This window comes from Methylovulum miyakonense HT12, from assembly GCF_000384075.1.
Lineage (GTDB): Bacteria > Pseudomonadota > Gammaproteobacteria > Methylococcales > Methylomonadaceae > Methylovulum > Methylovulum miyakonense.
Window position 1 is genome coordinate 2,694,958 of the sequence record NZ_KB913025.1, and the last position, 13,904, is coordinate 2,708,861.

The window sequence follows — 13,904 nt, forward strand, 5'->3', positions numbered from 1 at the left end:
TGCGGTTAGAAATTGCTTTTAAAACCAGTTGGTTATGTGTTGAAAAAAACTGGCATATTAATCGCTAAGACAGCTCCAGATGTCCGATTAATATGAGGAAATAATCATGAGTGTAGTTAATTTGTCCGCTTTACCTAAAACCGGCTTGGCCGGATTAAAAGAGAACTGGCGCAGTGATCTGCTGTCGGGTTTCCTGGTTTTTTTGATTGCCATGCCCTTGTGCCTTGGCATTTCCATGGCTTCCGGTTTTCCGCCGTCAGCAGGCATCATCACGGCGGTGATAGGTGGCGTGTTGGTTTCGCGTATGAGTGGCTCGTTTGTCACGATCAACGGGCCGGCGGCCGGTTTGATCGTTGTGGTGTTGGGTGCTGTGCAGGGGTTGGGCGAGGGCGATGCGATGGCGGGGTATCGTTACACCTTGGCGGCAATTGTGGTGGCGAGCGTCTTCCAAGTGCTGATGGGTTATTTTAAAACAGGCCGGTTGAGTTCGTTTTTTCCGTCTTCGGTTGTCCATGGCATGTTGGCGGCTATCGGCATCATTATCATGGCGAAACAAATCCATGTGGTGTTGGGTAATGCCCCGGAAAAGGGCAGCAGTCTGTTTTCGACGATTGCCCAAATACCGCATAGCCTGATCAATATGAACCATGAAATAGCCATCATCGGTTTTTCGGGGTTGGCTATTTTGATCCTTTGGTCGGTCGTAAAGAACAGGTATTTGAAAATGATCCCCGCCCCGTTGATTGTGGTGTTGGTGGGCATAGGCTTGGGCAAGTTGTTTGATTTGGACCATGAGCATATTTATCTGTTTTTGCCTGATGCGACGTTTTTGCCGCACCATGAAGAAACCGTCGGGCCAAAATTTTTGGTCGCCATTTCCGACAATTTCATGTCTAGCTTTTATTTCCCTGATTTTTCAAAAGTCGCCACGGTAGAGTTTTGGGAAGCCGTGGTCAGCATCTGCTTGGTCGGCAGTTTGGAAAGTTTGTTAAGCGCAATGGCGGTTGATAAGTTAGACCCATATAAACGCCAATCGAATCTGGATAAGGATTTGATGGCGGTGGGCGTGGGTAACGTGGCGGCGGGTATGCTCGGTGGCTTGCCGATGATCGCAGAAATTGTCCGCAGTTCCGCCAACGTCAACAACGGCGCCAAAACCAGTTGGGCGAATTTTTTCCATGGCTTGTTCTTGTTGCTGTTTGTCGTCTTTTTCCCGCGTTTGATCCATAGCATACCCTTGGCGGCCTTGGCTTCATTGCTGGTGTTCACAGGTTTCCGTCTGGCTTCGCCCAAAGAGTTTGGCAAAGTGTTGGGTTTGGGTAAAGAGCAGTTTTTCCTTTTTGTGGTCACTATTATTGGTGTCATCGCCACCGATTTATTGGTGGGGGTCGCTTTGGGCATTGTTGTCAAATTGCTGATCCATCTCAGCCGTGGCGTTAAGTTGAACAATTTGTTCAAAATCCATTTTGAAATCCAACAGCCTGACAGCAATACTGTTTTGGTGAAAATCAGCGGGGCGGCCATTTTCTCCAACTTCATGGCGTTAAAAGATGCGATGATGGCTGTGGAACCAGGCAAGATGGTTATTTTCCAGTTAAACGATGCCTATTTGCTTGACCATAGCGTCATGGAGTTCATGCACCATTTCCAGCACGACTATGAAGCGCAAGGTGGAAAGTGTGACTTTTACGGTCTGGAATATCATGATGCCTACTCAAACCATCCGTTAGCGGCACGCAAGCAAAAAATGGTTTCTGGATATAGCTAGAAACAATGGATTGGGCTTAATGCACACATGCCGATAAGCCCAGTTTATCCGCTATATGCCATCACAACTTTAGTGGCGGGATATTCCAAGACAAGTTATTGGAGTATCCCGGCAATACCCGTAGAAGCCCCGTGTCACTTTCGTAAGTTTTTAAACTACGTAATGCGCCTGATCACGTTACCCAACTAGTGGAAACTAGCAAACAATAGGTAAAATAATATGAAAAAAATTAAACGCTTGGCAATAATGGTTATGTGCTTGAACATAATATTTTTGCCATTTGCGGCAAAAGCGGTGGACGGCAATTTAGTTGAAGACGATGGCAGCTGGTTGCAAATGGTCGGTGAAGGGAGTTTAAAAATCCTTGATCCAAAATTGGAAAAAACCCGTATTTGGTTGGAAGGGCAGTCCCGTTATGATGGCGATTTTAGCCATTGGTATCAAGGCATGGCGCGGGTGGCTATCGGTTATTCACTGAGTGACCGTGCTACGGTTTGGGCCGGTTACACATGGTTGCCTACAGAAAATATAGGCAAGAGTTTTGTTTCCCAACAAGATGTCTGGCCAGGGTTCCGCTATGTATTGCCGACCAGTTTGGGGACGTTTTCATTCAGGACCTTGATTGAAAGCAATTTTTTGCAAGATGACAATGTGCGTGTCCGGCCACGGCAGATGATACGCTTTATGCACCCGATGGGGTTTGAGCCGCGCCTGAACTTGATTGCTTGGGATGAGTTTTTTGTCCGGCTGAATTCCACGCCTTACGGCGGCCAATCCGGTTTTGACCAAAACCGTGCTTTCGCTGGTCTGGGCTGGACGTTTAACAAAAATGTGCGTACAGAATTGGGTTATATGAACCAATATTTGGATGATGCCTCGCATACCAACAACACGATGCGGAATTTGGTCATGGGTTCTGTTTTCATTAACTTTTAACATTTTTAAGCCGTTGGGATATGGGCAGAAACTATGCGCATCCTTTGTGTTTTTGTGCTTCTTGTCATTACCATTCTTGAGATTGGACCCATACCCATTACCGGGCTTTTCCTGATTTGGATTGTGCTCTTTAGGCCTCTTTGGTTTTATCGGCTGGTGCTGAAAATATACGAAAAAAAAATGAAATAAAACAACGCTATATAGAATTTTACGATCAATTTCACCTGCTTCAAATTGTCCAAGCATTTGGACAACGTCAACCGTGATGTCCTGGGGCGCTTCTTGAAACGTAACCCCTCCCGCTTGCTGTCAACCATACCTGGGTTAGCCTCAAGGTTAGCCTAGGTGTTGAAAATTTCCCTCCATAAAATCAGAAACCGTTTGTCACTTCCGGTAAGCCTAAAATTACGGCTTATTCTGGCTTATAGGGAAAATCCTCTATATTGGACGGGTATGTAAATAACGCACAAAGGTTTTGGTGAATAACGCATAACACCTTTTTTAAGATCATTTTAACCTATACCTGACTTCAAAAATTTAGGCAACGGATTTAATGGCGCATTTCAAGGTCATATCCCTGCCGTAATTCGTGAAGCAGGTTTATTAATACGTATTAAGGTAGATGATAATCCGGCCGCATAAAAAATATGCCTGTCAATTTCTTTAGGGATATTTAGAATGTTTAGCAACGGATGATAGAAACTAGAAAAGAATTTCTTGCTAACAAAAATTAATTTGGCAATCAAACCTATCAGGAGACACACAATGGCGACTATTACGGGTACCATCGGTAACGACACAATCACTACAACTACCGCATCAGCGGGTGTAAGTGGCACAGCGACAGCAGATGCCGACAACATATACGGTTATGCAGGCAACGATATCATTGCCGGTGGGGACGGTAACGATAATATCTACGGCGATGTTGGCAACGACACCCTGTCAGGTGAAATTGGCAATGACTATCTATATGGTGGTGATGGCGACGACATTTTGAACGGCGGTGACGGGAACGACACTCTTGATGCCGGTTACGGTGCAGGCTCGGTCAATGGCGGTGATGGCGACGACACGATGTATGTCAGCGACCGGGTCAGTTCGATTAAAGGTGGCAACGGCTATGACAAGTTGTTTGTTTACTATGCGGAAACCGACTTGGGCCTCAATATCAATTTGGCCACTACGGGCATTGAATACATTGACACCGGTGTGGGTGATGACAATATCGACGGTTCTGCACAAACGGAAGCCGTTTACATCAGCAGTGATTTTGGGAACGACACCATTAAAGGTAGTAATTTTAAAGACAGCATTTATGCAGGTGAAGGCAACAATACGGTCTATGGCAATGATGACAATGACACCATTAACGCGGGTGCCGGCAATGACAAAATTTATGGGGGATTCGGTGATGATTCCATCAATGCAGGCGCTGGCAATAACTTGGTCGATGGCGGCGATGGCAATGACAACATCACAACCGGGCTAGGCGCTGATACCATCACGGGCGGCAATGGCGATGACACTATTTATGCAGGGGGCGGTGCCGACAAGGTTGATGCGGGTAGCGGCAATGACACTATCTATATTGACGGTTTTGCCAACGTTGCCGCTTTACAAGCAGGTGCGGGCAATGACACGGTTTATGTCGGTAACTACTATGGCAGTGAAACTAAGGGTATAGCTGTCAATTTGGAAACGGCTGGCATTGAAAACATTACCGGTAGTAAAGGTGCCGATAATATTGATGGCTCACTACGGTCTGTGGTTTTATCTATCAGTGGCCGTGAAGGTAACGACACTTTGGCTGGTGGTAGCGAAGCGGACACCATTTATGGTGGTGAAGGCAACAACACCATTTCCGGTAATAGCGGTAATGATTACCTGTCTGGCGGTAGCGGCATAGATAATATCAATGGCGGCGATGGTAGTGACAACATCAACGCTTATGAAGGCAACAACATTATTGATGGCGGGACTGGTGACGACAGCATTTCTTCCGGATTGGGCGATGACACTATTACGGGTGGCGATGGCAACGACACTATTTATGCTGGTGGCGGTAAGGATAAAGTCGATGCCGGCGCAGGCAATGACACTATTTATATCGACGGCAATGTGGACGTGCTTTCTTTACAAGCCGGGTTAGGCACTGATAGCGTTTACGTCGGTAATTACGGCAGTGCCACCACGGGTTTAACCCTTAATTTGACGACAACAAGCATTGAAAATATTACCGGTAGCTTGGGTGACGATAACTTCAACGGCTCAGGGCAAACGGTCATTCTGAATATCAATGGCCGCGATGGCGACGATAAGCTGAGCGGAGGGAATAAAGACGACACGATTTACGGCGGTGAAGGCAACAATAATATTTCAGGCAATGCCGGCAATGATTACCTTAACAGTGGTGGCGGTGACGACATCATCAATGGTGGTGACGGTGATGACAATATTTCAGCAGGCAACGGCATCAATAATGTGCAGGGGGGTAATGGTAAAGATTACATTACGGGTGGTGCCAATGCAGACAAACTCAGTGGTGGTAATGATAACGACACCCTTTATGGGGGCTCAGGTGCTGACACCCTGAATGGCGATGACGGTGCAGACACTTTATACGGACAAACGGGTAATGATATTGTTTCTGGTGGTTTGGGGATTGATAGTATGGATGGCGGTTACGGATTCGACACTGTCGATTACCGTTTTGCAACATTAGGCGGCACTATCAACCTAAGTACCCAACAAGCCAGTATTGATGGCGTCAACGAGACTTTCGTTTCTTTTGAAAATGTTTATGGTTCGCAGGGAGCCGACACCATTACCGGTTCGGCAGATGCCAACAAATTATATGGCTTCCAAGGCAACGACATCATCAATGCCGGGGATGGCAACGATTTATTGGATGGCGGCATAGGCAGTGATCAGATGAACGGCGGTTTAGGCAATGACAGTTATGTTGTTGATGATGCCGGGGATACGGTGAGCGAAGCCAGCGGTGAAGGCACGGATACGGTGACTTCCTCGATTACCTATACACTGGATGCAAACGTTGAGAACCTTATCCTATCAGGATCTGGGGTCATCAACGGGACGGGTAATGGCCTGGGCAACAGCCTACAAGGCAATACCAAAGCCAATATCTTGTCAGGTGCGGCAGGTAATGATTCAATCGCAGGTGGCCTTGGCAATGACACGTTGACGGGTGGCACAGGTTCTGACCAGTTCGCCTTTAACACTGCGCTAAATGCTGCCAGCAACTTGGATACTATCACTGACTTTAATGTCGTCTCCGACACTATAGTGCTGGAAAATGCTGTTTTCACCAAATTCGTAGCAACCGGGGCTATTGCCGTAGGCAACTTTGTATCAGGAGCTGGCGCAACTGCGCTCGACGCGAATGATTATTTGGTCTATAACACCACAACAGGTGGCTTGTCTTACGATGCCGATGGTAGCGGCGCGGGTGCGGCGATCCAGTTTGTCACCTTGACGGGTATCCCGGCACTCAGCGCTAGCGATTTCCTGATCAGCTAAAGCCTTAAACAAATCCTATTTTCTGGGATAACCACATCACTTGCCGGCTGTGCAATGCAACCGGCAAGCTTCTTTAGTCACCGTAGTAAAAATTATTTGCTATGTGGTGACACCACCAAAATGGTATGGGGCGTTACTAAGGACAGATGGATGGGCAAAAACTGAGTGCCCGGAGGGATGGTTGTTGATTAAGGCACCACCCAGTTTAACGCCGCTTCATATAAACGCTTATCATATTGGATCAACTCCTGTGCCTTTTGTAGATGTTCATTGGAAAATGCCGATGCATCTACCTGATATTTATTGGGCAACTGGTCCGGAAACAATGACCTGTCCCAATCCATCAGCGTACAAAGGCGGTCAAATGATTGCGCCTGCTGCTCATTAATCCCGATAAAAATAAATTGGTGGGCAAGGTTTTCAATGGCCTTATCGAGCATGGCTTCGGTGCATTCACCAAATGGCACATCTATACCTGAAATAAGGCGGGTGTAATAATTATCCAGAGCCTTATGCCCTGCATTTATGATGGTGGAGATATCTGTCGGCTGGTTTTCATTGGCGGCATTGATGGCAAATTGCTGGGCATGGAGTTGGACACGCTCTAAGGGATTGCCCAGCCAAACCATAAATTCACTGGGCAAGTCCAGTTCGGCATGGCTACCATAAGAAAATACACCATAGATGATATGTTGTTTGAGATAACTTTCCCTGAACCCGATCAAATCGGACAACTTTTTGGGGAAGTCTAAGGTAGGGAAGACTTCAAGCATATTCCCATAACAGGCCATTTTTAAGTAATGGCGGACATCGGGGTGGATACTGAAAGAGGGCTCCAGAAACAGCCGGATTTTTTCATTTTGTATGTTAAGCAGGACTTTGTCTAACCGTTGTTCAATAAATGGGTAAAACTCTTTTTTGTTGATCGAATAGCTAATTTCCCCTGATTCAACGGCTTTTAGGTTTTTGTTTTTCAGTAAGCGCATTATCATATTAAAAAACCAACGCTTGGCTGTTTGTTGATAAGAAACGCTGCTGCGTTTATCTGTCACAAACTTTTTAGGCAACAAATAAACGTTCCGGTTGGGATGGATCTGTATGTTGGTTTGTAGGGTATGCTTGGCCAGCACATTGCTCAGATGACAAAACCCCGGTTTATGCAGGATACGTGACACATACAAAGAACCGGTCGCGAAATTGCAGATAAAAAAATCAATTTTATGGGCGACAAAAATTTTGGTGTTGCTGTTTTCGCCAATGACCGAAACCTGCTTAATGCCTGTGTTTAATTTTTTAATGATCTGATGGGCGATGCGTTGGTCTTTTTTGACTTCACTAATGGATTTTTCTGAAGGTGTAAACGGTAGCGTCCAACCATCAAAAACCACGCCCAAACTTGGGAAACGTTTTGCCAGTTCATTGACCATGTAGGCATAACCTTCCACTTGCTCTAGCCAACAGCGTTTTTGCCCTTCCACACCAATCCAAACAAGCGGGTAACAGCCATCAATTTGTTTGGCTTTTTGCAGTGCAACATCACTAGGTGCCTGGAGAATCCGGTCAAGCAAGTATTGGTCAGCCGCATCGTAATCCCTATAAGCCCTGCGTAGATGCGGGTTGTTGCCGATATGGATAAGCCATTGGTGGCCATCTAAGGTCATGTCCGAGATGTCGTCAGGATTGAGGACGATGCTACCCATCTGGGGGAACAGGAGTTTAAGGTCATTAAAATCATGGCCTTTACGCATGATCAGGCAGGGTATTTTAGAGGCAATGTCAGGCCGGTTATGGATGGCGACCAAGACCGGCCAACTTTCGTAGTAAAAATGGGCAGGCCTGCTGTGGGAGGCGATGGCCCCGCCGAACCGGTTATTGGCTTGTGCATAGCCGATAATTTTCCGGAATTCACTGATTAACTTGAATTGCAGCCGCTTTACATCAACGGCTCTGGCATGGGACAAATAAACTAAAATGTTTTCTTTAGGAAAATAAAGGCTATCGGCTGAAGAAACGCATTGGATCAAGAAAAAACAATCCGTTTTATCAATGAACCTTAAGCAGGTCATGCCCCGTTCCGCTTCATAGCTTTCCTGGCAGGTCGCTTTGCCATCAGAAAACGGGCTCGTCAGTGCCAAATTATTGGCAACCGCCGATTCCGCTAACCTGAGGGCAAATTCCCCATCACTGCAAGCAACGGTTAATCCTGCCAAATGCGCTTTGATGACGTGTAGTTTTTCTGACCGGAGCGCTTCTGTTGGATTAAGCACGGTAGCCGGTTCCATAAAATTGCCTATGTCCTTTCCGGCCGCCACAAACAGCGAATTCAGGTTTTGAATATGCTGCTCGGAGATGTTTTCGTACTGGTTGCTGAAAAAATAAAATAACGCTTCTGCTGCCGGGGGTTGTGATTCCGCATAGGCCTTTGCCTTGTGGAGTGGTAACCGGGGCTTTTTCAGGAAATTGGCAATTTTAAATTGCTGAATATCAGTATGGGGCTCGTTATGGGTCATTTAGATGGCCTTCAATAGGTAAACACATTAAAATTTAAATAAAAACGCCTAACACTTACGGCTTCACCTTATTGACCATGGCCAATGCCGCATCATACAAACGCAAATCGTATTGGATCAAGGCGTCTACAAGCCGCTGCTCATTATCCGAAAACTCATCAATAGCCGCTTGAAGCCTATTCGGTAACTCATCCGGGAACAGCGACCTGTCCCAATCCTTCAGCGTGCAAAGGCGGTCAAAGGACTGCGCTTGCTGTTCATCTATGCCAATAAAAATAAAATGCCGGGTTAAGTTGTCGACCGCGGTGTCCAACATGTCTTCGCTACATTGGCCAAAAGGCACATCCTCCATCCCGGACACTAAACGTGTGTAATAGTTATCCAAGCCTTTATAACCAACCGTTAGGATGTGGTTTAGATCAGGCGGTTGATTGTTATTGGCCGCCTGTTTAGTGAATAGCCCGATATGGAGCCTGAGCCGTTGCAGTGGATCGCCTAGCCAGATCATGTAGCTGGCTTCTGTATTGAGTTTATGATGGATGCCAAACCCAAACACACCATAAATGATATTCCTAGCTAGGTAGCTATTTGAGAAACCGGCAATATCCTCGATTTTCTTAGGAAAGTTTTGATGTTGGAAAATCTGGATGAAATTGCCTTGTGCCGCCATTTTTAAATGCTGGCGCAGGCTGAAATGGACGCCAAAAGCGGGTTCAATAAAAATGTTGGTTTTTGTAGGTTCATTCTTGTCAAGAACCTTGTCTAACCGTTGTTCGATAAAATGATAAAAAACTTTCTTGTCTATCGAGTAACTGAGGCTTCCTGGGGCTATTTTTAGGGTGTTTTGATTTTTACTGAATTTATTTTTTACGTTGAGAAGGGCGGTTTTTAATTTTTTGAAATAAGTGGTTTGGATTTTGTGTTTGTCAGCCACATACTTTTTAGGCAATAGATAAACCCTATTATTAGGGTGGATTTGTATGCCAAATTGCAAGGACATAGACGATAAGTCGCCACTTAAATGACAAAATCCAGGCTTACCCAACATTTTTGAAACATGTATTGACCCCGTCGCAAAATTACAAATAAAAAAGTCTATTTTATTGCCAACGAAAATTTTTGTATTGCTGTTCTCGCCAATAACCGAAACATGCTTAATGGCAGGGTTAAGCCGTTTGAGGATTTTCCCTTCGACCAGAAGGTCTTTGCCGGCTTCTTTTATTGAGGCTTCTGACGGCGTGTATGGTAATGTCCAGCCATCAATGACCACCCCTAAATTGGGATATTTTTTGGCAAGTTGGTTAAGCATATAAGCATAACCTTCAACCTGTTCCAACCAGCTCCGTTTTTGTCCCTCCACCCCTATCCAGACCAACGGATAACATCCTTCCACTTGTTTCACTTTCGCTAAAGCAATTCCAGTGGGTGAACTTATTGCCTTATTGACCCAATACTTATCGGACACTTCATAATAGAACCTATGCAAATGGAGCTGACGGTTGGTGCCTAAATGGATAACCCATTTGTCGTCATTTAGCAATATCTTGTCGAGCTCATTTTTTTCGGTGATTAATGTTTTGTAGCCCTCAAATAGCTGCCCTATATCATAAAAATCATGGTCTTTGCGCATGATCAAATAGGGGATTTGGTCAATGATTTCCTTTTGCTGGTAGACCTCAAGCAATACTGGCCAAATATCATAATAAAAATGCCCAGGGCGGCTATGGGAAGCGAGCACACCCAAAAAACGGTTCATTGACGTCGCATAGTTAACGGCGCTTGGAAATGTGCTGATCAATTTTTTAAGGAAGCGTTTTATATGGACATCTTTGACATGGGCAAGGGTAATGAGGATATTTTCTTCTGGGAAATATAAACCGTCTGCGGAAGAGACATATTGGATCAGGAAAAAACACCGGTGGCTGTCTGTAAACCTTAAAAAAAACATTTCATTTTCAACTTCATAGCTTTCCTGACAAGTCGCCCTATTGCCAGAGAACGGGCTAATCAGCGTTAAGTTATTGGCCACCGCCGCCTGCACAAGCCTGATTGCAAAATCCTCGGTTTTGCACTCGGCAATTAATCCGGCCAAATTATTTTTGTTGACAGTCAATTTTTCTGATTGGATGGCCTTTATTGAATTAAGTATGGTGACTGGCGCTATCAGTGCGCTGATGTCACTTTTGGCAGCAACAAACAACGTATGAAGGCCGTTGATATGCCCGTCAGAGATTTTCTCGAACTGGTTGCTGAAAAAATAAAATAAGGCTTCTACGGCGGATGTTTGCAAAAACTCAATGTTGTCAATATCTTGGGTGTTTCGGGCGCGCAACTGGGGTTGGGGCAAAAAGGTGGCGGCTTTAAACCGTTGGATATCGTTTGGGAAAGCACTATTGTCCATTTAGTAAACCGTTATCAGGAGGATGGCTGTGAAAATGCGTTTGATTTTAACAAAAGAATGGTGGGAGTTGGTTGGAAAAGGATTTTGGGGAGGCAATTTGACACAAATGGCCGATTAGATGGCTGAAGAAAGCCTTAAAGGCCAAAGCAAGGTTTTAACCAACCTTAGCATGCAGACGCGAGGGGGAAGACAAAAGGGGAAGAGGCATATCGGTTGCTTATTTGGCAATATCCAGGCTTACTTGTCTAAAGCCTGGATATTTCTATCATCGGCAGGTTTAAGTTATGGTGGGCACACATCGCCCGCAGGCTTTTAGTTAAGCAGCCGGATTGGGAAAACCGAATGGGGAGCGCTTTTAGCTGGATAGCTGCTTAACTTAACCCATCAAATCACCACAAAATCGGCATTGGTCAAGGCCGGGTGTGTTGTTGCCCCCAAAAGGGCAATCTGCACCGCCGCGCCCGCGCCATTGCCATCGGCATCATAGTACAGTGCGCCAGTGGCGTTGTTGTAAATAATATAATCATTGCTGTCGGCCGCAACGGCGGCAGTGACAAAGTTAAGGCTGTCCAAAACGCCTGTCACAACCAGTTTGGTGAAGATTTTGTTTTCTAATTTGATGGTGTCATCAATGGGTTTGAAATCGTCTATTTTATCAAAAGTGCCGTCGAAAGCGCCGTTAAAGATAAAGTTGTCCCTACCAGTGCCCCCACTTAACATATCTGCCTTCGTACCGCCATTAAGGGTATCATTGCCGGAGCCACCATTGAGGGTGTCGCTGCCATTGTCGCCGTACAATCTATCACTGCCAGCCCCGCCACTTAACGAATCATTACCACTATAACCTTTTAGTAAATCATTGCCGCCACTGCCATTCAACACATCATTGCCTGCCGTGCCGTACAAGGTTAGATTGGCATATTTCACCGCGCTAGTGCTGGCACTACTGACGCTTTCAGCGATACCCAAGCCATCGGTATAGCTGGCGGTAACTTTGATGGCCTTACCGACAGAGTCCGTGTTGACTATGTAGCTGTTGCCCGTGCCGACTATAATGTCACCCACAAACCAACTATAACTGACCGGCCCCATGCCATCAGCATCCATCAAGGTGTTGGCCACTGTTAAGGTTTGCCCGGTTTCGGGCGTGTAATCGTTAATGGTCACACTACCGGATGGCTCGCTATTAATGGCAACGACATCGTTGGTATTGATATTGGCAAAACTAAGCACGCCTGGTGCCAATTGATTGGCCACGATGCTGCTGTCACCGCCAAAACTACCGTTCCCCCATGTGACTACTGAACCGTCCGTACGGAGTGCGGCAAACGCCGTGCCAGTCGAAAATATATAGGAAACATCAATAGTGCCGTCGAGCTCTGCCATCACTGCGCTACTGTTGCCGCCTTCCAGGTCATATCCCCAGGTTACTACTGAGCCGTCTGTACGGACGGCGGCAAAGGCCGAGTTGGTGGCATAGATTGCCGTCACATCAATGGTGCCGTCGAGCTTTGCCGCTACTAAACTGCTGTCACCCCCATATCCGCCCCAAGTGACCACCGAGCCGTCCGTCCGGAGCGCGGCAAAGGCATCGTTACTGGAAAAGATTTGCACCACATCAATGGTGCCGTTAAGTTTCGCCGCCACCGCGCTGCTATTACCGCCACGAAGGCTGTCGCCCCAGGTGACCACTGAACCGTCCGTCCGGAGTGCGGCGAAGGCGTAGCCTGTGGAGTAGATTGCCGCCACATCAATGGTGCCGTTGAGCTTCGTTGCGACTGCGCTGCTATCCCCACCACCACTGGCATCCCCCCAAGTGGCCACCGAACCGTCGGTGCGGAGTGCGGCGAAGGCATAGCCAGTGGAATAAATTTGGGACACATCAACCGTACCATCGAGCTTCGCCGCGACCGTACCGCTGTCACCCCCACCAGTAGCGCTTCCCCAAGTAACCACAGAACCGTCCGTACGGACGGCGGCAAAAGCATTGTAGGTGGAATAGATCGCTGTCACATCAATGGTGCCGTTGAGTTTGGCGGCCACCGCACTGCTGCCGCCGCCAAAGAAGGGATCCCCCCAAGTGACCACCGAGCCGTCCGTGCGTACGGCGGCAAAGGCATAGCCAGTGGAATAGATTTGGGACACATCAATCGTACCGTCGAGTTGTGCGGCCACCGCACTGCTGTCGCCACCATATCTGCCCCAAGTGACCACCGAACCGTCGGTACGGAGCGCGGCAAAGGCATTGTAGGTGGAATAAACTTGCGCGACATCAATGGTTCCGTCGAGCTTCATCGCGACCGAACTGCTGTTGCCGCCATAGTATGGGTTTCCCCACGTCACCACCGAGCCGTCTTTGCGTAGCGCGGCAAAGGCGGTATTGGTGGAATAGATTTGCGTCACATCAATGCTGCCGTCAAGTTGCGCCGACACCGCACTGATGCTGCCGCCAGAGCTTGGATCCCCCCAAGCGGCCACCGAACCGTCAGCTGTGATCACCGCGAAGGAAAAATAATTGCCGAATTCCCCTAGGCTATGGCCTGGAAATGATTGGGTGTTGTTGGTTATTTTAATGATATAGGTCATGTTATTCCTCCACAATTGGGGGCTTAAGAAGTAAGGATCAGTCAATCTGCAAAGTCCGATATGGTAGCAAGGCTATACTGTATTTTGGGTAAAAAACTGTTTGTTGCTAAAAGAAAAATCGCTGCACAAAAGTGGGGGCGATGGATACTTGACCAAGCGA

The 13,904-nt window shown here is 46.9% G+C and carries 6 protein-coding genes; 3 read left to right on the forward strand and 3 right to left on the reverse strand.

All coding sequences use genetic code 11. The features are described 5' to 3' along the window. Positions 1 to 106: 106 nt before the first annotated feature. The 3 genes from METMI_RS0113525 (at position 107) to METMI_RS0113540 (ending at position 6,247) form a co-directional block, all read left to right on the forward strand. Entirely contained in the window at positions 107 to 1,768 is a 1,662-nt protein-coding gene (locus METMI_RS0113525; RefSeq protein ID WP_019866825.1) for a SulP family inorganic anion transporter, read from the forward strand. Between the two features lie 252 nt (positions 1,769 to 2,020). After that, positions 2,021 to 2,704 (forward strand): DUF2490 domain-containing protein, encoded by a 684-nt coding sequence (locus tag METMI_RS0113530; protein WP_040573092.1) that lies wholly within the window; start codon positions 2,021 to 2,023, stop codon positions 2,702 to 2,704. A gap of 765 nt (positions 2,705 to 3,469) precedes the next feature. Next, on the forward strand, positions 3,470 to 6,247 hold the full coding sequence (locus METMI_RS0113540; RefSeq protein ID WP_019866828.1) for a beta strand repeat-containing protein: 2,778 nt from the start codon (positions 3,470 to 3,472) through the stop codon (positions 6,245 to 6,247). 188 nt (positions 6,248 to 6,435) lie between these two features. Here the strand turns inward: METMI_RS0113540 and METMI_RS0113545 are convergent, their stop codons facing one another. The 3 genes from METMI_RS0113545 to METMI_RS25525 all read right to left on the reverse strand — a co-directional run bounded on the left by METMI_RS0113545 (position 6,436) and on the right by METMI_RS25525 (position 13,744). After that, positions 6,436 to 8,757, reverse strand: a complete 2,322-nt coding sequence (locus METMI_RS0113545) for a hypothetical protein (protein ID WP_019866829.1) — start codon at positions 8,755 to 8,757, stop codon at positions 6,436 to 6,438. A gap of 55 nt (positions 8,758 to 8,812) precedes the next feature. Next, positions 8,813 to 11,158, reverse strand: coding sequence for a hypothetical protein (locus tag METMI_RS0113550; protein WP_019866830.1), 2,346 nt, complete (start codon positions 11,156 to 11,158; stop codon positions 8,813 to 8,815). Between the two features lie 384 nt (positions 11,159 to 11,542). After that, entirely contained in the window at positions 11,543 to 13,744 is a 2,202-nt protein-coding gene (locus METMI_RS25525; RefSeq protein WP_019866833.1) for a hypothetical protein, read from the reverse strand. Positions 13,745 to 13,904: the final 160 nt, after the last annotated feature.